The sequence below is a fragment of the Aporhodopirellula aestuarii genome (assembly GCF_023701485.1).
Classification (GTDB): Bacteria; Planctomycetota; Planctomycetia; order Pirellulales; family Pirellulaceae; genus Rhodopirellula; species Rhodopirellula aestuarii.
The window spans coordinates 148,984-171,763 of the sequence record NZ_JAMQBK010000023.1 but is presented as its reverse complement, the minus strand read 5'-3'; the positions used below and the strand labels follow the sequence as shown (position 1 = coordinate 171,763).

Here is a 22,780-nt window from a genome sequence, read left to right as displayed (position 1 = left end):
CGATTACGGGAGTTCGTATCCGAGCCCGTCGCCGGCGAGCAGGTTGGTGGGGACTTCGCCGCCGCGGATTTCAAACATCGGTTGATACCGATTCATCCACGAGGAGTTTCCTTCGGGGCAGTATTGTCGTCCGTTGCTCTCGACGGCGGCCACGCCCGGAATGTGAGCGGAGAGGGACGCCGAGTGCAGTAGCGACGCGCCCACGCACGTGAGGTCTTGGACGCAGAGAAACAGCCCTTCGTGCCGGGCGACCGCACCGAGCAGGAGTGCTTCGGAGTGTCCTTTGCACGCTTTTAAAGCAATCCCCGTGTAACCCTGCGAAACCGCCAAACGCAGGCTCGCCAAGTCGGTCAACGACTCGTCGATCACAACCGGCTTTCGTTCGGCCACGCGGTGCATCGTTACGGCGTCGGGGCGAGTGAGATCGCGTGCGGTCGGCTGCTCGATGTACTCAACGCGGTCATAACCTTCGGGGCATCGCGTTTGTAAATCGGTGAGCAATTGCAGGACGTATTCTTCGTTGGGGCAACGCTCGTTGAAATCCAGTGAGTACCAATAGGGCTTGCCCGTGGAACTTCCCCGGTGCAGTGTTTGGTTGGCAACGTCGTGGATCTTGATGATGCGTTCGAGGTCCCAGTTCGGATCGTCGCCGTTGAGTTTGATTTTCAAGTGAGTTAACTCGTTGCGCTGGATCCAATCGCCGAGTGTCTCAGGCAATCCGTCGTTGACTGGGGCTTCGACGTCTGCCGGCGTCAGCGGGTCGAGAGCACCGACGAGGTGATACAGCGGCAGCGTGTCGCTTGGACGTGGCGAGATGAACTGATCGAGAGTGAGGCCTCGATAGGCTTCGTCGTGCAGGAGTTCGCCGAGATCCGATGGAAGATGTTCGCTGGTGAGCAAGGCGTAGCTGCTCGCCCCGGCTGCCTTGCCGTGGGCGTCGAATAGTGCCGCTTCGATCGGCGATCCGGCGAGTAAGACGGCGAGTTCAGGAATTGGTTGCGTGAGACCGTATTGCTCGGCGACTTCGGTTGCGATCCGCTTGCGTGTTGCCGCTAATCGGACGCAGATTTCGATCGGGTGTCCGGTTTCGCCTGACGATTCAAACGCGGCGGCGATCCGGCGAGCGAGCTTCACAATGATGCTGAGCTTGGTCGCGTCCTGGATCTCCGGATCCGGCCACGCCCACGCGACGCCCATCGTCATGCTGCCGAGACCACATCCGCGACGCCCATCGGCCAGGGTCGTGTCGCAGTGAACGTTCACCACGGTTACGTCCGTCACAACGCGTCCTCCGAACTTCATGGGTGTTCGGTATCGGTACGCCTCTTCTTCGAGGCGCAGGGTAAACTCGGTCAACGCGGTGCGGGGAAGGAGATCCATGCTGATCGGCTATTGGAACGTTAGAAATTTGAGGTAGGGCTGCAAACGTCGAGATGCAATTAAAAAACCTCCCGTTCGGACGCGAAAGGTCCGGGCGAGAGGTATTCGCAATCGTCGATAAGTTCTGTTTCAGAACAGACGCACAAACGCTTCTTGGTTCTGAAAACTAGCGGGGGGCACCCGCGTCGTCGTTTGAATGAGTTTGCCAACGGCAAAGCTACCGGGTTGTCGTGGCAGAGGCGATGACAACCCGACCTCTTCGAGTACGTGTCTTACACGAGGTTCTTGCGGACGGCCCAAACAGCAGCTTGGGTGCGATCGGAAACGCCGAGTTTACGCAAAATGTGCTGGACGTGCTCTTTGACCGTTTCGTAGCTGATGCCGAGCATCTTGGCGATTTCTTTGTTGGTCAAACCGAGAGCCATCTGACGCAAGACTTCGCTTTCACGCTGAGTCAAGGGCACGTCGATGTCTTGGTTCATCCGCGGAGTCGCCAGGGCGCCGGTGACGCGACGAAGTTCTTCGCGGGTCCACGATTGCTCGCCAGCGAAGCACAGATTGAGTGCTTCGATCAGTCGTTCGACGGGGGCGGTCTTAAGAACGTATCCGGACGCTCCCAAGGCAACTGCGCGGGCGACGTAGGTCGGATTGTCGTATCCCGAGAACAGCAGAACGGGGAGATCAGGATGGTCGAGTTTGACACGACCGAGTGTGTTAAGTCCATCGCCGCCATCCATCCGGATGTCGAGGAGGATCGCATCGGGGACATCATTGCTGATGAACTCAAGGGCTTCGGCGGCTTTGGTCGCTTCGCCGATCACTTCGATGTCGGTATTAGCAAGGGCGGCACGAGTACCCAACCGTGACACGGCGTGATCATCGACGATAAGGAGTCGTTTTGACATTGGAACTTTCCAAACTGTAGGGGGGTGACGTTGCGAGAAGAAGAGGTATTCGGCAAGTAGACGGTGGCTCGACTCATTCGGTTCCAACGAAAAAACGTGTGGTACCTGAAAATCGGGGGGACTCCTAATCACCTACCTCCAAAAGGTAGGAAATAGCCCTACCTCTATAAGGTAGAAAAGCGGCAACCAGTAGTGGCAACCGTAATGGATTATTACGGAAAATGACGCTCAATGTTAGCAGTCTTAATGTTTTTCTACCGAATACCCCCCAGATGAGAATTCTGTTGATAAGTCGAGGGGCGGCCCACGGGTGGCCCTCTGTTAAGTAGTAGGAACTAGTCAACTCTAATTTATACAGCCCAGCTGTGATTTTGTTCGTCCCTCCCGGGCGGAATGATCACTCCAATTTCCCAACTTGCCTTCGTTATTTTTGTTGCAACCGTTGCAAAATGACGGTCAAACGGTCGCTTTAATACCCACTCTGCCTTAGATTGAGGTCTGCGAGAGCGAGAAAAAAAATGGCGTGACAGAAAACCGATCGGTTCGGCGCCCCCGGCAGTACGGAGAAAATCGCCGGCAAAACCAACCGGACAGGAGTGACTTGATGGCTAAAGGATTGTTCACCCAGGGGATGTGTGTGCTGTTGAAGCAGCCACTTCCGCTGGAGGAAATCCAAGAGCGTCTGAAATCGTTCGAATTGGTCGCACGCCAGGAGGCCGACGACGAGGATGCCCCCGAGACCCTCGTTTACGCGTTTCGGCCGGAGGTGGGGGGGCATTTGTTGGTCACGCCCACCAGTTCCCCTTGGCCCGACGATATGGGCGATCCCGACGAATCCCCTGAACGGTTCGTCGCGTGGTCACTTGGACAATTCGGACCTCTAGCCTTTCCCGGCGGTTTGGACCGGGCAACTTCACAGTCGTGGGGTTGGGACGGGGCGCCCGATATCGTGTCCCAGCACACAGCCCACGTCCGCCTTCTGATCAGTTATGTGCTCGGCTCGGATGAGGACGATGACGAAGATCTCCCGATGGTGCCGGAGGATTACGACGCCATCGCCGAACTTCAAACGCTGACCCGGGCCGTCACCGCTTTGCTGGAATCACCGCATGCGTTGTGCTACTTCAACCCCGGCGGCGAAATCCTGCGGGACGCCACCTTGCTGCGTCAGGGGCTCAACCATGCGTGGTGCTATGAACTGCCGCCGCTGGATATGTGGACAAACGTGAGGATTTTTGCCGAAGAGGACGGCTGGGTTGTGATGGACACGGTTGGCAACGGCCAGTTTGATCTGCCGGACATGGAAGCCGTTTGTCGGCGGGACATTTACCAGCCCGGCGACATCGAAAATTTCCTTCGCCACGCCACGCTGTATCTGCTTGCCGGGGACGAAGACGTTTGCACGGGGGATACAGCCGACGGGCCTGGCGACATTAGTTGGTCGGCGATCGAGTGTGGCACATCTCTATCAGATCCGCCGCGGCCGACGATTCGATGGTTCCCCGAAGACCCGCACGAACCGCCCGAGCACTTGCTCGATCCCGGCGACGAGGAGATGGACGACGAGCTCGATGAATTGCTCGACGATGACGACGACGAAGAAAGCTTTCTGGATGATCACGAAGTACGTGGCAGTACGTTCGAAGATCACCTGGACGATCTCGACGACGGGGATGATCCACCCGGTTCAGTGCCCTTCTAATTCGCCGTTTGTCGTTTTGCGTTTGTCCATCGGTTTATCGACGGCTGTTCATCTCCGAACAGAAACTTCTCGATGATCGTGTGGACGTTGGGCTGCATCACCACGGAGAGATGTGTGGCTGCGGCGAGGCGAACATCGATATCGGGTAGGCCTGACAAGTCGACGCGGTGAACGCCAAAGTCGATTTGAGCCCAAATGACCATTCGTTTCAGTTTGGCGTCGCAGTCGAGCGCGGCCTGTGCCTGTTCTCGGTCGGAGATGATTGCGATCTCGGGAATCAAATCGCCTCCGAGCAGGTGCATGAGTTTCGGAATGTGTCCGCAGCCCATCACCGGCGCGAGTGACACCAATGCGCCGACGCGGTGATCTTTCACGCTCGCGATCGCCTGTCTCGCAATCCAATCACCGAAACTGTGTGTGACGATACCGAAACATTGATCGCTCGAGTCGTCGGAGATCATGTCGGCTAGTCGCGACACGCTTTTTTCGACGTTACGAAACATATAGCGATCGCGCCAGATCTCGACGTCGTTTCGATATCGACGCAACCGATACTTCAGCGGCAACATCGCCGTTCGTGGTTCCATCAGCCCAGGGATCAACAACACTCGGTCGATACGCGGGCACGATCCGTTGTCATCACCTGTTGGTAAATGTTCTGATGATTGAACGGCCGTTTCGGATCCTGAGTGCATTGGTTGGTTAGCGGCCAAGAATTCAATTTACGAAAGGCGAGCGAGACCGGGGCGACGCGACGACATGATGTAAATCGCGTGTAGCACGCCGGGGACAAAACCGAGCAGCGTCAACAAGCAATTGATCCAAAAATACTTGTTAAGCCCGAACTGAATGTACACGGATGCCGGAGGTAGCACAAAAGCCAGTAGCAAGCGGATGAAATCCATGATCGTGAGTCTTCGTTGGGGAACAAAATGCTGGGCACGAGGGTGCGAAGCACGAAACCTAAACAAAACTCACGTTGCAACCTGCGTGCCAGGGGCGAAACCGAGCGATACTCCTCGCGGATGAACTTCTGAAACGCAGAAAACATGGGAATTCCGCTGTTATCGACTGCCGAGTCCGAGCTGGCGACGGAGCCGAGTTTCTCGGTTGAAATGCCGCACATCATCGGGGTTTTCGACGATTGGTAGACGCACCGGACGCGACAATCCGGGATCGGTCACCGACCGATGTTGTGGTTCGGGGAAAGGTGTGAATTCATCCAGTGGGGGCTCCGGTTGGAGCGACGGATCGCTCATTTCGGGGGCTGGCGGGCTGGATAAGAATGCGGCTACCTCGGACGGTCGGATCGGGCTGAGTGGCCCTTCTTCGACAGCCTCGATGTCAGTGGTTGTTGTCGCGGGGCCGGACAGACGCGACTTTTGGGGAGGCAGCGAACTGATCCAATCGCCCAACGTTCGAACCAATGCGAGTTCATGTTCAGCGATGGGCGGTTGTGGTTTCTCGTTGGGCGACGGTTCCGTGCCGGTGGGTTGGTGGTGATCGAGCGTCGCCTTTTCGATCAGTGTGCTCGAAAACGGATTTCGAGGGTCGCAGTAGGCCAGCGTCGCTTCGAGGTTGGCAATGGAACCTCGCTGCGTGACACGCAGGGCTCCGCTGGGTGGCAACACCAGGTTCCAGTTGGTGGCAACAGGTGCTTCGTCGTGATGGCACCGCGCGCAGCGTGAGATCAAGATCGGCTGCACTTTCGCAGTGAAATAATGCAGCGATGCGGGGGCGGTGGTGGGATTGATTGGCAGTGCCGGAGTTGAAAGGGCGGGTTCCAACGGCTGGCGTTCGACCATATGACTGGCCGGGGACACGCCTTCGGATGCGAAGTCGTCGACGGTTTCGTTGATCTCGTTTTCCGGAGATGCATTCGGCGTCGATTGTGCCACCGCCATGCGACGCAGTCGTGATTCGAGTTGCAACGCGACGGGATGATTTGGCGAGACCGCGTAAATCTTCATTAAGAGGCCGGTTGCCTCGTTGGGCAGTCCTTGGTCGATGCACCAACGCAAATCACCGATGAGGTCATCGACCGACGGTAGTGTCCTCCGCCGCAGTGATCGGATTCTCGCCTCAAAGAGGGCTGGTAGGTCGTCAGCAACCGCAACAACTTGACGTGCTTGCAGGGTCAGTTCAGCTTCGTTACCACGTCGTACGATCACCGACTGTCCTCGCGCCCAAACGGTTCCCGAAAGCACTCGATCGTTGTTGAGTAGGACGTATTGAGTTTGGTTCGACGGTGAACCCGGCAGCGGCGATTGGGCAACGGCCTCGTGATTGCCGAGTAGGTACAGCGTTAACAGCAATCCGCTGTACAGAAGGAGGCCGATTTTTGACGGCAAGTCGTTTTTTTGTTCACGATGGCAGGGCGCGCCGCCCCAACCTCGCACGGTATGGAGCGCGTTTGTATTCGCATCGGTTCGGAAATCGCAGGAAGGTTGGCCCATACGTGCATCCGCTAACAAAACGGGCGTGGTCCCGTCAAGAGAAGCCGTGAAACCGCTTTGGGACTTTTGCCCTTTCGGCCTGACTCCTTGTTTTTACAGACTACACCTTATGTTGCGAATTCTTGAACTTTTCCGAAAACACCCCGCCTCGTCCCCGAGTCAGCCGATCGGCCTGCTCGCCGTGGGCCTCATGCTGTGCATGCTCTGCTCGTCGGCATCAGCGGACGACGTTTCGTTAGCTGATGGATCACGTGGGAACACGTCACCACCGCTGCATCATCTCGCATTTGCGATGCCGTTGCAGACTGGCGATACGGCGACGACGGGTGTGGAACCGCTTCCGGGCGAGACGGTGACGTCTCTCGAGCCGACGCCGCTGACCAATGCGGAAGTTGTCGCTAGCGAGATCGCTCGCGTCACGGCCGATGAATCGATCGATCCGATGTTGCGGGATCGGATCCTGGCTTCGTTGCAGGAACTCGCCAAGGTTTTTGCGTCGCATCGCGCCGCCTCGGACGCGGTCGCAGGTTTCGAAAAATCTCTCGCTCAAATTGAGGCTGACAAAGCGGCCGCGAAACGGGAAGCCGAGCTTCCGCTGCAGGTCTCTGAAGACGCCCACGATCGGTTTTTGTCGGTCGAGGACGTCAAGCAGCGTCTCGTGCTCGCTAACACAGAATTAACCGCCGCGCGGGAGCGTGCGCAGAAGGTTGACGAAGCCATCGCTCAGCGAAAAACGCGATTGGAAAAATTGCCCGCTGAGATAACCGCTCAGCGTCGTGATATCGAAACCATCGAAGCGGCCTCCGTTGGTGAACTCTCCGATGATCCCGAAGGCAGGCTCAAGCACGTTCGCCAGTCGCTGCTTGCCGCACAATTATCGGCCGCCAAGCAGCGTCTTGAGGCTTTGTTGCGAGAGCAGATGCTGCTCGAGGCGCAGACCGACCTCTTGCCACTGCAAAGCGCCGCCGCAAAGCGAAATGTTCGGCAAGCGGAGTTGGTCTACAACGACTGGGCGACGACGCTGCAGATGCGTCGGCAAAGCCAGATCAAGCAAGATTTGACTGAGTACCAAAAAGAAATCGAGGATGCCGGCGGCGATGCGGAGTCGTCTCAGATTCTGAAGCTCAAGGATGTCTGGGTTGAGATCATCGGTGAGACTGATCAAGCCGAGCGGATGTTGGCCAAGGAAAAGATCGAAACCGACAATTGGTCCAAACGGCTTACCGATACCCAAGCGTTGATTGCGGAATCCAATCGCACCGGAGAGCGATTGTCGAGCAGTGTCGGTTTAGAGCTGCAGTTGATGAAGAATCGGCTGCCCTCGATCAACCGGATCAGCAACGAAATCACAACGATCGATCGCACGATCGAAAAGCGGCGCGATCTCCAACGTCAACTTGAGCTGACCCTGCAAGGCGTGGATGACTCCGTTGCCGGTGAACTTCCGATGGAGGTGTTTTCCGAACGGGTGATCATGGGGAACAGTCGCAGTTCCAGCAATCTGCCGACCACCGAAGTTGAACTGCTCGGTAAGTTCATCGGCGATCTCGAAACTCATTTGACAAAGCTGGTCGATCGTCGGCAGGAATTAGAAGAGTTGCGAAAGACCGTCTCGAGGCTTGATTCCGAGATCGATTCACACATCGTTTGGATTCGCAATGAAGCGGTGTTTCGCGTGCTCGATATTCCGTTGGCGTGGCAATCGTTCCGGTGGATCATGCACCCGCGTCACCTCAAATTGCTGGCGCTGCGGTTGGGAGAAGGGTTGTGGAAGCGTCCTGATTTGGTCGTCGTCTTGATCGTCGCCCTGGCGACGATCATGTGGTTCGGCACGCGATTGAGACGGCGGATTATAGAGCACGGAAAACGCGCCGCGAGTCGTCAAACTCTGTCGCTTCAACCGACGTACGCGACGTCGCTGTTGTCACTTGCGTTGACATTGCCCCTGGTCGTGTTGTTGTGGATCATCGGCGATGCGTTTGATGCGTCGAGCGGTCAAGAGCCTCTTGTTCGAGCGGTCGTTCGCGCATTGCACTTGGCGGCGATGGCGGCATTTCCGATCGAGCTGCTTCGTCAATGTCTGCGTCCGCACGGTCTCGCCATCGCCCATTTCAATACCGATGAAGATTCCATTCGTGGACTCCGCCGGTGGCTGCGGATTTTGATCGATATCGGTCTGCCGGTGATGATCGTTTACGTGACCACATCTGAGCTCGGGCGGTATCAACTCACGCAGGCCCTCAGTCGTCTGATGTTTATCTCGGGCATGGTGCTGCTCAGCATTGTGTTGTGGCGGACACTCGAGCCGAAGAAGGGAATTTTTTCGGTTGCGATTCGTGACAATCCCGACGGCTGGTTGGCTCGTTTACGACACATCTGGTTTCTTCCCATCGTTTGGTTGCCGATCATCTTTGCGATCATCTCAATCATGGGATACGGCAGCGCGGCTGAGGTTTTGATCGAGCAGTTCTATTACACGTTTTGGCTTTGCATTGTCGCGTTCTTCATTGGCGGTACGACGCGGCGGTGGTTGTTGACTCAGCGTCGGCGGCTCGCTTGGGCGGTGCATCGCGAACGTCTTGAGCAGGCCGAACGGCTTGGCACCGTGGGGGTAGAAGTCGAGGCACCCGCGAGCATGGAGGCATCTGAGATCAGCGCCCAGACGAGTCGATTGGTCAGCACGTTTTTGGCGATCACGACCCTCATCGGAGTCGCATGGATTTGGTCGCCGGTCTTACCAGCCGTTGGGTATCTCGAAGCGATCCGGTTGTGGCAGAGCGTCGATGAGAAAGGCGAAATCGTCTACGTCACGCTCGCCGATTTGGTCAAAACGATTCCGATCGTGGTGCTGACATGGGCATCGGTGCGAAACCTGCCGGGGTTGATTGAAGGCGTGCTGCTGGAGCGACTGCCGTTGGAAAAGCCGGTTCGTTACGCGATCACCACGTTGGGAACCTACGCGTTGATGTTCCTCGGACTATCCATGAGTGCCAAAACGCTCGGGTTGCGCTGGGATAACATCCAGTGGTTGGTGGCCGCTCTCGGTGTCGGGCTCGGGTTCGGTTTGCAGGAGATCTTTGCGAACTTCGTCAGCGGCTTGATCCTCTTGTTCGAGCAACCGATTCGTGTTGGCGATATCGTGACGCTGGGGGATACGACCGGTGTCGTGGCCCGGATTCGAATGCGAGCGACCACGATTACGAATTGGGATCGACAGGAACTGATCATTCCCAACAAAGATCTGATCACCGGCCGTCTGGTGAACTGGACATTGACGGACACGACGAATCGAGTGGTCGTTAACGTCGGCGTCGCGTATGGAAGTGATACCGATCAGGCATGCGACCTGCTGAAGAAAATTTGTGCCGAGCATAGTCGGATTTCATCTGATCCGGCGCCCAATGTGACGTTCGAAGGCTTTGGCGATTCGACACTCAATCTGGTGCTGCGATGTTATTTGGCTGATCTCGATAATCGACTCGCAACGATTCACGAGTTGCACACGATGATCAACAAAGAGTTCAACGCGGCGGGGATTGAAATCGCATTCCCACAACGAGATTTGCATCTGCGGACGTTGCCAAAAGAACTGTCGCAGGCACTCATTCGATCGCAATCAAGCGATGGATCTCGTCAAGGTGAAAGCTAGGAGTTTTCAGGCGAGCTGGCCTGATGTTTCAATCTGTTTGATCGCTTCGATCAATTGCAGCATCGGTTCAGTGAGCAAGCGTCCTTTGCGCCACATGAAAACGATTTTTCGTTTTCCGAGCTGTTTGCTGAGTGAGCGCGTTGCGAGCGAGCGACACATGTCTCCCTGTTGCCGACCGGCGAGGATACCGACGCCAAAACCTGATGCGACGCACGCGATCGTGAAGGCGCTGTTATCGGTTTCGATATGGATGTTGGCTACCAATCCTTCACGATGAAACGCCTGTTCCAGCGCATCGCGTCCGTGCGTCCCTGCTGCGGTCACCACCAACGGATGCTTTGATAGTTCACGTAGTCCGTTGGAGCGAGATTTCGCATACGGGTGTGACTTGCTGCAGACGGCGAGGAACTCGACCGTGTACGCGGGTTCGTAATGGATTCCTGACGAGCCTTGGTGAAGGCCGGGTTCGAGCGTCAAGGCGAGGTCGGCTTCGTCAGCGAGCAACATCTCGAGAGCGCGTCGTTCGTTGCCCTGCCGGATCGCGAGCCGATTGAGATGCTGTTCGTGGAACATCGCGAGCGGTTCGGCAAGGTCTTCGATCATCATTCGGACTCCCGTAACGAGCCGGATCGTTTGCTTGCTCGGTTCGCTGCTCATTCGCTCGAACGTCGATTCGAGTTGAACGAGGATGCTGTCGACTTCTTCGTAGAGCTGATTGGCCGCGGCGGTGGGGCGAACTTGTCTGCCGACACGGTGGAAGAGTTCGACGTCGTAGAGTTTCTCAAGGGCATGAATGTGTTGCCAAATCGAAGGCACCGATAGGTCGGTGACTCGGGCCGCTGCCGCATAGCCGCCTTGCTGCATGACGTGTCGAAACGTGTGCAGGTGCGCGATGTTAATCGCGGACGATCGGAGGGCTGGATCGACGCTCTCATTCATTTTGGAATACCAAATGATTGTTAATGAATATTTAATTGTACCTAGCGAACGAGCCAGTACAATCATCGCCGAAGCTGATCATCATCAATGCATTTTGGGAGTTCCAAGCCCCTTAAAGAGTAGCATGATGATAGCTCTGCCGCCATTCCTTCTTTTGGATCTTCATGAATCCTGTTGCCCCCACCACCCAACGATTCTGGCTTGTTTTCCTTGTGTTTTTGCACACGGTCAACACGTACATGGACCGTGTTTGCATCTCTGCGGCGAAGGGGCCGATGCAGGATGAGATCTCCGGCCTCGACGACCAAATGATGGGGTATGTCTTTGGCATTTTTGCCATCGGCTATGCGCTCTTTCAGATTCCGGCCGGTTGGTTCAGTGACCGTGTCGGTCCGCGGCTTGGGCTGACGATCGTGGTGGTCATTTGGAGCGTGTTCACTGCACTCAGTGGTGCGGTTTACACGGCGATAAGTCTGTTGGTCGTGCGGTTTTTGTTTGGCGTCGGTGAAGCCGGAGCGTATCCCGGCGCGACGCGGGCGATGTACAGTTGGTTGCCCGCGAAGGAACGTGGCCTTGGGCAAGGGATCTTCCATTCAGGCGCCCGAATCGGAGCGGCGTTGTCTCTCGTTCTGATGCCGATGTTGATCGCGGCGATCGGTTGGCGGTTGACCTTCGTGGCCAACGCAGCAGTCGGATTGTTATGGGGCGGTGTTTGGTGGTGGTGGTACCGTGATGATCCGGCGCAGCATTCCAAGGTCAATGAGGCGGAGGTGGAATTGATCCGCCGCGGTATCGCTGCGGAAGCCGCGACGGAATCGAAGGTTCCCTACGTTCAAGTGGTGACATCGTTGAACGTGTTGCTGGCGATGTTTCAGTACGCGGCGAGTAACATCACGTTCTTTATCAGTATCACGTGGCTTCAGCCGTATCTGGTGGAAACGTATGGCGCCGAGTACGCATACTTGGCTTCGTTGCCGTTATTGTGTGGTGCGGTTGCGTTGTGGGTTTCCGGTTATGCGGTGACGAAACTTCACCAAATGGACAGGCCCGTTTTATCGCGTCGTTTGCCTGCAATGATCGGCTTTGCATTCGGCTCCATCGGACTGTTGTTGTGTACCCAAGTCACCGAATCGACCAGTGTGTGGGCGTTCATTTTCTACTTCACCCTCGGGACATTTGGGGTCGAGATGACGCTCAGTCCGAGTTGGGCGTTTTGCATGGACATCGGCGGTTCGCGATCCGGTGCGGTCTCCGCGGCCATGAACATGATTGGCAATATGGGCGCCGCGGTGAGCGCGGTAGCGTTTCCGTTTTTTGTTGCGAACGTGACGATTCCCGGAATCGCCGAAACGACCGGAACGGCGAATTCGTTCTTTCTGTTCGCGGCCGTGATGAATGTGTTGGCTCTCGTTGCGTGGGTGTTTATGAACCCGCAGCGTGAGTTGAAAGAGATTTCGTCATCGGCATTGAAGGTCCGGCTGGCGTTGTTCTTGGCGATGTTCTTGTTGGTGATGGCTGCCCTGCTCTACACCAAATTCGTTTATGAACCGAACCGGGAGGCGCGTCACGATGGGGATCGTACCGGACACGCCCGTGTCACGCTTCGTGAGGCAGAGGGCAATCCATGGCGTGCTGAGAATGTGGGTGGAGTTCGAGGCGGCTTGGAGTCGTTGGCATGAAAAAACTCAAAGGGGTCGCCATCGGTGCGGGCTATTTCAGCCAATTTCATTTCGATGCGTGGTCGCGAATTCCTGAGGTGGAATTGTCGGCGGTATGTGATGTCAACGCTGACGCCGCACAGAACGCATCGAGTCAGTACCAAATCGCAAAGTCCTATTCTGACGTAGGCGAGATGCTCGATCGTGAGTCGCCTGACTTTGTCGATATCATCACCCGTCCTGATTCGCATCTCGCATTGGTGAAGGAAGCGGCGAAGCGTGGAATCGCGATCATTTGTCAAAAGGCACTCGCACCCGATATCGACGAGGCCAAGGAAATCGTGCGGGTTGCGGAAGACGCGTCGGTGCCGTTGATGGTGCACGAGAACTTTCGGTTTCAGCCTTGGTACCGTGAGATTCGTCGCCAAATCGAAAGCGATGCGATCGGTGACCGGTTGCATTCGATAGCGTTTTCTTGCCGCATGGGTGACGGTTGGCAGGTCGATGCGTACTTGGCCAGACAGCCCTATTTTCGCGAGATGCCGCGGTTGCTGATCTTTGAGACCGGTGTCCATTTCGTCGATACGTTTCGCTACGTGGGCGGTGAAATCGACGGCGTCTACGCAACGTTGGCGCGATACAATTCCGAGATTGTGGGTGAGGACGCGGGGACGGTGATGTTCGAGTTTGAGTCAGGGGCCAGTGGTCTCTGGCAGGGGAACCGTTACAACGAACCGACTTCGGCCGATGCCCGGTTTACGTTTGGCGAAGCCGTGATTGATGGCAGCAGGGGCTCGCTGAGACTCTACGGGAACGGTCGTCTCACGCTGCAACCGTTGGGTGAACCGGAGCGTGATATCGAATATCCCTGTCACCGTCGTGGATTCGCCGGCGACTGTGTTTTCGCAACGCAGCGGCACTTCATCGATAGTCTGACAGGTGATACACCGATGGAAACGAGCGGTCGTGAATATCTGAAATCGTTGGCCGTCGTTGATGCGATCTATGAATCGTCGCAATCGAAACTACCTGTCCGGGGACTCGCCGGAGGGCAGCGATGAAGGTCATTGATCTAAGCCTCCCGGTCAACAACGACATGCCGGGCGTTGATATCTCTGTCGCCAAACGACTTGAGGTTGAAGGTTGGAACGCGACGACGCTGAACCTTTATTCTCACTGCGGAACGCACATGGATGCGCCGCGGCATTTTCTCGGTGACGGTGCGACGTTAGACCAACAGGGTTTGTCGGTATGTGTTGGCGAAGCGATTGTGGTCAATCTCGCTCCTGCAACGCCCAAGCAACTGATCGAGGTTGCGGATCTTGGTGAGTTGGCGGAATCGATCTCGCCGGGGGATCGGTTGTTGTTTCGAACGGATTGGCACAAGCGTTACGGTTCGCCCGAGTATCGCAATGAGTTGCCACGGATCTCGCTCGATTTAGCGACGTGGTTGGTAGATCGTCGTGTGGCGATGATCGGAGTCGAGCCGCCTTCGGTAGCCGACGTCAACAATGCTCGCGAACTCACCGACGTTCATCAAACGCTGTTTCGTGGCAATGTTTTGATCGTCGAAGGACTCGCCCATTTGGATCAGCTCACCCAGTCGCGGGTCGAATTCATTGCCCTGCCGATGAAAATTAGCGGTGGCGACGGTTCTCCGGTGCGTGCGATCGCGATCGAGCGATGAGGGCAAACGAAGAAGAGCAAATGACAGAGACTCAACCGAATCGAACCGCCGTGCTGGGGTGCATCGCCGACGATGTGACCGGGGCGACCGACTTGGCCAATAACTTGGTCCGGGGCGGCATGCGCGTCGTGCAGGTGCTCGGTGTCCCTGATGCGCGAGTGTTGGCGAATGCTTTCGAAGTCGACGCGATTGTGGTGGCCCTCAAGACGCGGTCGATTCCGAAGCAAGACGCGATCTCCCAATCGCTTGATGCACTCAAGTCGCTGCAGGCATTGCGAATCTCGCATTTCTATTTCAAATATTGTTCGACGTTTGATTCGACGGAAGAAGGGAACATCGGGCCGGTCGCCGAAGCCCTGATGGATTCGCTCGGTGTTACACAAACGGTTTTTTGCCCCGCGTTTCCCGCCGCCGGTCGCACCGTTTACCAAGGTCATTTATTCGTGGGCGACCAATTGCTCAACGAATCTGGGATGCAAAATCATCCGCTCAATCCGATGACGGATGCGAACCTTGTACGTTTTTTGGGTAAGCAAACATCCCGTCGCGTTGGCCTGGTGTCGTCCGCAGTGATTGAGTCGGGGGCGGCCGCCGTTGCACAAAGGTTGTCGCAACTCAAAGAGGACGACGTTTCGATGGTGGTGACCGATACGACGAGCGACGAGCAACTCACAATGCTGGCTTCATCCTGTGCGTCGCTTCCACTTGTCACCGGTGGGTCGGGTCTCGCGAGATTTTTACCCGACGCTTATCGCGAGTGTGGATTATTGCATTCCCAAGTTTTTGCGCCGGAAGTACCAAAGGTCGATGGACGCAGTTTGATCGTTGCCGGGAGTTGCTCGAGAGCCACCGCGGGGCAGATTCGCTACATGGACGGCAAATGCCCGCTGTATCGGATCGATGTTTCCGGAGTGATGGACGATCCGAATGTCGAACAGAACAAAATCGTGAAGTGGGCAAGCGAATCCGATCCGGGGCAACCGGTATTGATTGCGTCGGGAGCATCGCCTGAACAGATCACCGAAACACAAGAACGTTTCGGGGCGATGGAAGTTGCTTTAGCGATCGAAAATTTTCTCTCGGCGCTCACCGTTCGGCTGGTGAAGGATCTCGGGTTCACACGATTGGTACTCGCGGGCGGCGAAACGTCGGGGGCTATCGTGCGGGAACTCGGGATCGATACGCTGCGGATCGGGCCAGAAATTTGCACGGGAGTTCCCTGGACCGAATCGCTCGACCGCGAACGTTCCCTGGCGCTGGCTCTAAAATCAGGCAACTTTGGTGATGCGAACTTTTTCGAATCCGCATTGGAGATGTTGAGATGAGTGAACGCGAACTGCGCGAGCGAATCGCGATGCATGGTCAGTCGTTGTTTGACCGGGGACTCACGGCGGGCAGTTCGGGCAATATCAGCGTGCGATTACCTGACGGAATGCTGATCACGCCGACCAACAGTTGTTTGGGACGGCTCGATCCGGATCGCATCACCAAGATTGACAACGTCGGCAATGTGGTTGGCGGCGACAAACCGTCGAAAGAGGCGTTCCTGCATCACAGCATGTATCAGTCGCGGCCGAACGAGCAGGCGATCGTTCATCTGCATTCGACGCACTCGGTGGCGGTTTCCTGTTTAGCCAACATCGATGCGGAGAACGTTTTGCCGCCGATCACCGCGTATTACGTGATGCGGGTCGGAACGTTGCCGCTGGTGCCCTATTTCCCGCCTGGTGACGAGAAATTGGCGGGAGCCGTCGAGCAAGCGGCAAAGATTTCGCACGCCGTCCTACTCTCCAACCATGGGCCAGTGGTCGCGGGAGCCAGTTTGGAAAGTGCGGTTAACGCCACCGAGGAACTCGAAGAGACGGCAAAGTTATTTTTGATGTTGCGGGGCGAAGCGACACGATTCCTTACGCCTGAGCAAGTCAGAGAGTTGTCAAAATGATGTTGGACTACCGTTTTCACGTGATCCCAGAGACGCCGATGTTTGTTCTTAATACTGCTAATGAGCGGCCGTGTTGGAATGGCCCGATGGTTCATTCGGAGGGCCGATGATGTTTGTTGTCACTGTTAACTTTGTCGTGCACGCCGATCACCTTGATGCGTTTCGCGTCGCCATGCGCGCCCAGGCTAAGAACTCGCTCGAAAAAGAGGACGCGTGCGCACAGTTTGATGTTTGCTACGACGCCGACAAACCGGAGTTGTGTTTCTTGTACGAAAAGTACGATGACGCTGCCGCATTTGCGGCGCACAAACAAACGGATCACTTCAAGCAATTTGACGCGGCAGTGGGGCCAATGCTCGTCAGTAAATCTGTTCAGACTTGGTATTGCCAAGAATAAATCACACCACTTTTAGCTGCTGAATCTAATGAAAGACTATCAAATCGCATTGTTGCCCGGTGACGGAATCGGCCCTGAATGCATGGAAGCGACCCGCGTGGTATTGGATCGCATCATTGCCGAGACACCCGGATTGAACTTGAAAATGACTTCGCACCGCGCGGGTGCGGAATTGTACCGGGATACCGGTGAAACGTTGCCCGCCGAGGTGTTGGCCGACTGCATCGATTCGGATGCCGTGTTGTTGTCCGCAATCGGGTTGCCAGACGTTCGTTATCCGGATGGTACGGAAGTACAGCCGACGATGATGGTCGGTCTACGCCGGGCACTCGATGTGCACTCTGCCGTGCGTCCAGTGAAGTTGTATCCGGGGGCCCCTTGCGTGCTCCGCAATACGGGGCCAGGAATTGACTTCGTCATCATTCGCGAGAACCTCGAGGGGTTGTTTGCGTCGTTCGGTGGTGGAGCGAAGGTGGGGAACGAAGTCGCAACCGACACGCTTGTCGTGACACGGCGCGGCACATCGCGTGTGTCGGAGTTTGCGTTCCGATTGGCGCAGCGTCGAAACGGTCGTCCCAGTGATGGCAAAAAGATGGTGACGTGTGTCGACAAGGCAAATGTCTTTCGCTCGCTCGCGTTCTTCCGTGAAGTGTTCTTCGACGTTGCGAAAACGCACCCGGAGATAGGCAGTGACGCTGTGTATGTCGACGCGATGAGCTTGTACCTCGTACAGAACCCGTGGGACTTTGATGTTCTCGTAATGGAAAACCAATTCGGTGACATCCTCTCGGATTTGGGTGCCGGTTTGGTCGGCGGGCTGGGCCTCGGACCGTCCGGCGAAATCGGTGAACACCACGGCTTGTTCCAACCGTCACACGGAACGGCTCCGCAATTGGCGGGAAAAAATGTTGCCAACCCGATGGCGACGATGCTGTCAGCATCGATGATGCTCGATTGGCTTGGCGATCAACACAACGACCCGATCGCCATTGGTGCTGGTATCCGACTCGAAATGGCGGTCGCGAAAGTTTTGGAAGACGGCAAAGTGCGAACGCGAGATATCGGCGGCAATTCTTCGACGAGCGATGTCGCCACGGCGGTTGCCGATGCGATCAGCTGTGACACAGGTTGTGCCGCGACGGCGTGAACGTCTCATGCAAATGCGACGGTCGGTAGATAAACGATGATCCCCACACATCCACTTTCATGAGTAACCAAATGACCTTTGACGCCTTGCTCCTTCCATTGCGATTGATTCTTTTCATGCTGCTGCTGGTCCCGGCATGGGAATCGGCTCACGCTCAGACGGCGGTTTCAGAGAAAACCAACGCCGCCGTGGAACCGAGCGTGACGCTCGAAATGCCTGCCAAAATGTTTGCCGAGGGGGAGAACGAAGGGTTCTATCTCGATCGTGGGAAATGGTTGGCAATCAACCCGGATCAACGCCAACAAGCGAACGTCGGGCGTACCTTTCCCTACCCCACCGGCCTCTATCATGTCACCTTAAAAACGGTTGGCGAGAATGATGGAAAGTCCACGTACTCGATCGCGATCGATGGCGAAAAACTCACCCGCGTCACGAATGCGCTGAGTGATTCCATGTTTGAGGAAGGCGAAGCGTTCCATCACACCTGGGAAAACGTCCGCATTACCGAAGGTGCGATCATCCAAGTCAGTTCGGTGATCGGTTCTAACGACGGCACCGAGTTCAGTCGCGCCCGATGGAGTGCTGTCGTTTTCACGCCCGCCGATGAATCGACCCGCAAATCGGCCGCGCCCGTGATGAGAGAACAGGCCAAGGGGAAAAGGCTCGCAACATCGAATAGTGTCCCCGGCAATGGCAAAGCACGATCGACGACGACTCCAGTAAGCGATCAACCGCTCCAAATGCCCCGCGGGGTGGACGGTGATGGGACCGTCGCCATCAGCGGTGAATTAAAAACATGGCACAAGATCACTTTAGATCTGCAGGGACCGTACGCACACGAAAAGGACAACTCGCCGAACCCGTTTACTGACTACTGCATGACGGTCACGTTCACGCATCGTGATGGGACTCAGTACGAGATTCCAGGGTTCTTCGCCGCCGACGGTAACGCGGCAGATTCTCATGCCGAATCAGGTCACGTTTGGCGGGCCCTGTTCGCAGCCGATCGTCCCGGAAAGTGGCAGTACCGGGTGTCGATGGTGAGCGGCAAAGACGCGGCGATCGATCCTGATGGTTCGGCAAGCCCGATGCCTTCCTACGATGGGAAATCCGGCGAGTTTGAGGTTGCACCGAGCGACAAACGCGGCCGCGATTTGCGATCCCGCGGTCGTTTGAACTACGTCGGCAAACACTATCTGCAGTTTGAAGGTTCGAAGGATTACTTCTTGAAAGTGGGTGCGGATGCACCGGAGACGTTATTGGCATTTACCGACTTCGACAATACTTTGGCCAATAACCCCAAAAAGGCTCCTCTAAAGACCTGGTCGCCACACGTGAAGGATTGGCAATCGGGCGATCCGACTTGGTCAGACGGGAAAGGCAAAGGCTTAATCGGGGCGATCAACTATCTATCGGGTAAAGGCTGCAACGCGTTTTCGTTTTTGACCTACAACGCGGGAGGTGACGGCGACAATGTTTGGCCGTTCATTCATCGCGATGACAAGATGCACTATGACTGCAGCAAACTCGATCAATGGGCTATCGTGTTCGATCACGGCACCGCGCGTGGCATGTATCTCCACTTCAAGACCCAGGAGACCGAGAACGACGACAACAAGAAAGGCAAAGGGGACGGATTCGTTCCGACTAGTTTAGATGGTGGCGATCTCGGACCGCAGCGAAAGCTGTACTGCCGCGAATTGGTCGCCAGGTTCGCTCATAACCTGGCGCTGAATTGGAACATCGGCGAAGAGAACACGCAGTCGACGGCTCAGCAAAAAGCGATGATCGATTGGATCGCTTCGCTCGACGCGTACGATCACCCGATCGTGATTCACACATTTCCCGATCAGCAGGATCGTGTTTACAAACCGTTGCTCGGAAACCAGTCGGGGTTGACCGGTGCTTCGCTGCAAAACAGTGGACTGGAAACCACTCACGCGCAGACATGGAAATGGGTGAAGGCGTCCGCGGACGCTGGCAAACCATGGGTGGTTGCGTTTGACGAATCCGGCTCGGCCGCCCATGCCCAATGCCCTGACCTTGGCTACAAGGGTTTTGATGGGCATGACAATTCAGGAAAGTATGCGTACACGCAGCACAAGGTTCGCAAGCAGACGTTGTGGGGCACGTTGATGGCCGGTGGCGGAGGTTGCGAATATTACTTCGGTTACCAGTTCGCTGAGAATGACATCCTATGCGAAGATTGGCGGAGTCGTGATCAAAGCTGGGACTACTGCCGGATCGCGATCGGGTTCTTTCACGATCATCAAATCCCGTTTTGGGAAATGACCAACGTCGACGAGTTGGTTGGAAATCCAAAGCGGGACGTTTCCAAGTTCTGTTTTGCGAAGCCCAACGAGGTCTACTTGGTTTACTTGCCCGATGGCGGAACGACCGATTTGGATCTTACTGGTGCCAAGGGTGCGTACAGCGTGCGGTGGTTCAACCCACGTAGTGGTGGCGACTTGGCCACCGGCTCCGTCGCGAGTGTGCAGGGTGGCGGGCGTGTTTCGCTGGGGACCGCCCCCGAAAGTCCGAAAGAGGATTGGTTGGTTGTGATTCGGAAATGAGCGATGCGGATCAAACGGTTGGGGCGACTGGAAGAACTTTCTATCTCGCCCGTCCGGCTTGTCTCCGGTCAGGCCGCGGTTTGGTCGGAACGTGTTTTTGGGAAGGTTCGGTGACAGGCCAGAGCCGCATCACGCCGCCAATGCCCAGAAAATGACGATCATTGCCAGGACAACCCACGCTGTCCAACGCCAAATGGCGGGCAATCCACTGCTGCGGCGACCGGACGTTTGGGGGAACTCGCGTTGTAGGAAATCGTCGTAGTCCTCGTCATCCCAGTCGTTGGCGTCTTGCCATTCCTCCTCCTCTCGTTCATCCATTCGGCTTGCCTTGGGGGAAATTCGGGTGGTCAGATGGGAGCTTCGCGATCCGGAATGTCCCCTGCGGGGTGATGCCAGCGCGGGCGTGGTTGATTATTCTATCGATGTGGAGCAGCCAACGCGGGCTCGTTTTCCCATAATCACGACGTAAGAACCCCGGTCCGTTGATCACAGCTGGGGTTATTTCCACCGAATTCAGCCAAAGGTACCCCCGATGAAAAATATGTCCGAGCGGATAAGCGACGTTTTGCCCGGTTGGAGCATGAGTTCTTTGTTGGTGGTCTTGGCCGTTAGCATGGTGTTGTGCGGTCCTCTGATGAGCGGTGTGGTGTTTGCTCAAGACGACGCGGCGGCGGAATTCGGCGATCCGGATCCAGGGCCGGTTGCTGACGCTCCAGCTCCAGGGGGTGATGCCGGTGACGACGCGGGGGATGCAGGCGGTGCCAAACCGAATCAATCGTTGCTCGGTTGGTTCATCAAATCGCTTGGTATTCCTTACCTGATCGTGTTCATGGCCCTCTCGGTGACGCTCGTTTCGTTATTCGTGATGAACATGCTTGCCGCCCGGCGAGACACATTGTGCCCGCTGGATCTGATCGAGGAGTTTGGCCAGCGGCTCGATGAGAACGATAACCAGGGTGCGTACGATTTGGCCAAGAGTGACGAGTCGGTTCTCGGTCAGGTACTCGCGGCAGGACTGTCGAAAATTTCTCGCGGCTACCCCAAGGCTCTCGAGGGAATGCAAGAAGTCGGTGAAGAGGAAAGCATGAAGCTCGAGCACCGCTTGAGCTACATGGCATTGATCGGAAACCTGAGCCCGATGATCGGCCTGTTCGGAACGGTTCAGGGGATGATCGCGTCGTTCGATGTGATCGCCAACGGCGGTTCGACGCCGAAGCCATCTGATCTTGCTGCCGGTATTTCGACGGCGTTGTTCACGACGCTTGTGGGTCTGTTTATCGCGATCCCGGCGATCGCGGCTTATAATATTTTGCGTAACCGGGTTGCCAGATTGTTGCTCGAAGTCGGTGTGGAAAGTGAAAACCTGATGAGCCGATTCGAAGACTCCTCGCCCAAGGCCGGAGGCCGCTAATCATGCGAGTCAAACGAAAAGCGGTGGACATGGCCGAAGGCGACATGACGCCGATGATTGACATGACGTTTCAGTTGATCGCGTTCTTCATGGTGTTGATCAATTTTGCCCAAACCGAGGCAAACGATCATGTCGTTTTGCCAAACAGTAAACTCGTCAAGCCGCCTGAAGCTCCGCTCGTTTTCCCAATCGTCTTGCACGTCGCGGCGGATGGACGGGTGTACCTGGGCGGTGATGACTACACCGCCGAGACGCTCCGCATCGGGCTCGACCGCGAATTGGCGGTGATCCGCGGTGAAGGCAAGTCTCCCGGGGACGCCAATGTCGTGATCCGGGGACACAAAGATTGTGCCGCGGGTGAGATTCAGGAGGTGGTCCGGGTCTGTCAGGATTCGAAGTTGGTTAACTTTGCATTGCGTGTGAAAGAGGATCGCTCATGAAAATTCGTAACCCGCCAACGGGCGAGAAGAGTGAGCTGAACATGACGAGCATGATTGACATCGTGTTCCTGCTGCTGATTTTCTTCGTCATGACGTTTAAGATCGTCGAGATGGAGGGCGATTTCAGCGTCAAGATGCCGTTAGCTGGATCCTCCAACAGCACGATTGATCCGACGGAATTGCCATTAAAGCTGCGATTGCGAGCCGACGACAACGGAACGCTGGCGGGCATGGAGCTCAATGACATTCAAATGGGTAACGGGCCGGAGGCATTCGACAAACTTCGGGGCACCATTATCGGGCAAATCGGTTCATCCGCTCCCGTGCCCGAGGAAGCTGGCGAGGGGCCTGAAGTCGAAATCGATACCGATTTCAATTTGCGATACGAGTATGTGATTCGCGCCATTACGGCAGTCAGTGGTTACAAAGATGGCGATCAGGTGGTTAAATTGATCGAGAGAATCAAATTCGCCAAACCGCGACGGTAACTCGAT

The 22,780-nt window shown here is 56.1% G+C and carries 20 protein-coding genes; 13 read left to right on the top strand and 7 right to left on the bottom strand.

The window, feature by feature from the left end:
- Positions 1-3: 3 nt before the first annotated feature.
- Complete coding sequence (locus NB063_RS08075) at positions 4-1,380, bottom strand: mandelate racemase/muconate lactonizing enzyme family protein (RefSeq protein WP_250928248.1); 1,377 nt, start codon at positions 1,378-1,380, stop codon at positions 4-6.
- 272 nt (positions 1,381-1,652) lie between these two features.
- Entirely contained in the window at positions 1,653-2,285 is a 633-nt protein-coding gene (locus tag NB063_RS08070) for a response regulator (protein ID WP_250928247.1), read from the bottom strand.
- Between the two features lie 604 nt (positions 2,286-2,889).
- On the opposite strand from NB063_RS08070, the gene NB063_RS08065 reads away from it, so the two are divergent.
- Positions 2,890-3,987: a DUF4261 domain-containing protein gene (locus NB063_RS08065; RefSeq protein ID WP_250928246.1), complete on the top strand. Its 1,098-nt coding sequence runs from the start codon at positions 2,890-2,892 to the stop codon at positions 3,985-3,987.
- On the opposite strand, the gene NB063_RS08060 is transcribed toward NB063_RS08065, so the two are convergent.
- The 3 genes from NB063_RS08060 to NB063_RS08050 form a co-directional block, all read right to left on the bottom strand.
- Positions 3,984-4,682, bottom strand: a complete 699-nt coding sequence (locus tag NB063_RS08060; protein WP_250928245.1) for an esterase/lipase family protein — start codon at positions 4,680-4,682, stop codon at positions 3,984-3,986. The genes NB063_RS08065 and NB063_RS08060 overlap by 4 nt on opposite strands.
- A gap of 27 nt (positions 4,683-4,709) precedes the next feature.
- Positions 4,710-4,892, bottom strand: a complete 183-nt coding sequence (locus tag NB063_RS08055) for a YqaE/Pmp3 family membrane protein (RefSeq protein WP_250928244.1) — start codon at positions 4,890-4,892, stop codon at positions 4,710-4,712.
- Positions 4,893-5,051: 159 nt separating this feature from the next.
- Positions 5,052-6,338: a hypothetical protein gene (locus tag NB063_RS08050; RefSeq protein ID WP_250928243.1), complete on the bottom strand. Its 1,287-nt coding sequence runs from the start codon at positions 6,336-6,338 to the stop codon at positions 5,052-5,054.
- A gap of 214 nt (positions 6,339-6,552) precedes the next feature.
- Between NB063_RS08050 and NB063_RS08045 the strand changes: the two genes are divergently transcribed.
- The gene (locus tag NB063_RS08045; RefSeq protein WP_250928242.1) at positions 6,553-10,092 is read left to right on the top strand and encodes a mechanosensitive ion channel domain-containing protein; all 3,540 of its coding nucleotides are present in this window, start codon (positions 6,553-6,555) and stop codon (positions 10,090-10,092) included.
- A 6-nt stretch (positions 10,093-10,098) separates the two neighbouring features.
- On the opposite strand, the gene NB063_RS08040 is transcribed toward NB063_RS08045, so the two are convergent.
- A complete protein-coding gene (locus tag NB063_RS08040; RefSeq protein ID WP_250928241.1) occupies positions 10,099-11,031 on the bottom strand; it encodes a LysR family transcriptional regulator in 933 nt (310 codons plus the stop codon).
- 164 nt (positions 11,032-11,195) lie between these two features.
- On the opposite strand from NB063_RS08040, the gene NB063_RS08035 reads away from it, so the two are divergent.
- The 8 genes from NB063_RS08035 (at position 11,196) to NB063_RS08000 (ending at position 20,435) form a co-directional block, all read left to right on the top strand.
- Positions 11,196-12,710 (top strand): MFS transporter, encoded by a 1,515-nt coding sequence (locus NB063_RS08035; protein ID WP_250928240.1) that lies wholly within the window; start codon positions 11,196-11,198, stop codon positions 12,708-12,710.
- The gene (locus NB063_RS08030) at positions 12,707-13,750 is read left to right on the top strand and encodes a Gfo/Idh/MocA family protein (protein WP_250928239.1); all 1,044 of its coding nucleotides are present in this window, start codon (positions 12,707-12,709) and stop codon (positions 13,748-13,750) included. The genes NB063_RS08035 and NB063_RS08030 overlap by 4 nt, the downstream gene beginning before the upstream one ends.
- Positions 13,747-14,376, top strand: coding sequence for a cyclase family protein (locus tag NB063_RS08025; protein ID WP_250928238.1), 630 nt, complete (start codon positions 13,747-13,749; stop codon positions 14,374-14,376). The genes NB063_RS08030 and NB063_RS08025 overlap by 4 nt, the downstream gene beginning before the upstream one ends.
- Before the next feature lie 20 nt (positions 14,377-14,396).
- Positions 14,397-15,701: a 3-oxo-tetronate kinase gene (gene otnK / locus NB063_RS08020; protein ID WP_250928237.1), complete on the top strand. Its 1,305-nt coding sequence runs from the start codon at positions 14,397-14,399 to the stop codon at positions 15,699-15,701.
- A complete protein-coding gene (otnC, locus tag NB063_RS08015) occupies positions 15,698-16,318 on the top strand; it encodes a 3-oxo-tetronate 4-phosphate decarboxylase (protein ID WP_250928236.1) in 621 nt (206 codons plus the stop codon). The genes otnK and otnC overlap by 4 nt, the downstream gene beginning before the upstream one ends.
- 109 nt (positions 16,319-16,427) lie before the next feature.
- The gene (locus NB063_RS08010) at positions 16,428-16,715 is read left to right on the top strand and encodes a putative quinol monooxygenase (RefSeq protein WP_250928235.1); all 288 of its coding nucleotides are present in this window, start codon (positions 16,428-16,430) and stop codon (positions 16,713-16,715) included.
- 28 nt (positions 16,716-16,743) lie between these two features.
- On the top strand, positions 16,744-17,862 hold the full coding sequence (locus tag NB063_RS08005; protein ID WP_250928234.1) for an isocitrate/isopropylmalate dehydrogenase family protein: 1,119 nt from the start codon (positions 16,744-16,746) through the stop codon (positions 17,860-17,862).
- A gap of 71 nt (positions 17,863-17,933) precedes the next feature.
- Positions 17,934-20,435: a DUF5060 domain-containing protein gene (locus tag NB063_RS08000; protein WP_250928233.1), complete on the top strand. Its 2,502-nt coding sequence runs from the start codon at positions 17,934-17,936 to the stop codon at positions 20,433-20,435.
- Positions 20,436-20,564: 129 nt separating this feature from the next.
- Here the strand turns inward: NB063_RS08000 and NB063_RS07995 are convergent, their stop codons facing one another.
- Positions 20,565-20,753 carry a hypothetical protein gene (locus NB063_RS07995; RefSeq protein WP_250928232.1) on the bottom strand — a complete coding sequence of 63 codons (189 nt, stop codon included), beginning with the start codon at positions 20,751-20,753 and terminating at the stop codon, positions 20,565-20,567.
- Positions 20,754-20,967: 214 nt separating this feature from the next.
- Between NB063_RS07995 and NB063_RS07990 the strand changes: the two genes are divergently transcribed.
- The 3 genes from NB063_RS07990 to NB063_RS07980 are packed head-to-tail and all read left to right on the top strand — an operon-like array spanning position 20,968 to position 22,774.
- Positions 20,968-21,846 (top strand): MotA/TolQ/ExbB proton channel family protein, encoded by an 879-nt coding sequence (locus NB063_RS07990; RefSeq protein WP_407652568.1) that lies wholly within the window; start codon positions 20,968-20,970, stop codon positions 21,844-21,846.
- Between the two features lie 2 nt (positions 21,847-21,848).
- Complete coding sequence (locus tag NB063_RS07985; protein WP_250928231.1) at positions 21,849-22,286, top strand: ExbD/TolR family protein; 438 nt, start codon at positions 21,849-21,851, stop codon at positions 22,284-22,286.
- Entirely contained in the window at positions 22,283-22,774 is a 492-nt protein-coding gene (locus tag NB063_RS07980) for an ExbD/TolR family protein (RefSeq protein ID WP_250928230.1), read from the top strand. Before NB063_RS07985 ends, NB063_RS07980 begins: the two co-directional genes overlap by 4 nt.
- Positions 22,775-22,780: the final 6 nt, after the last annotated feature.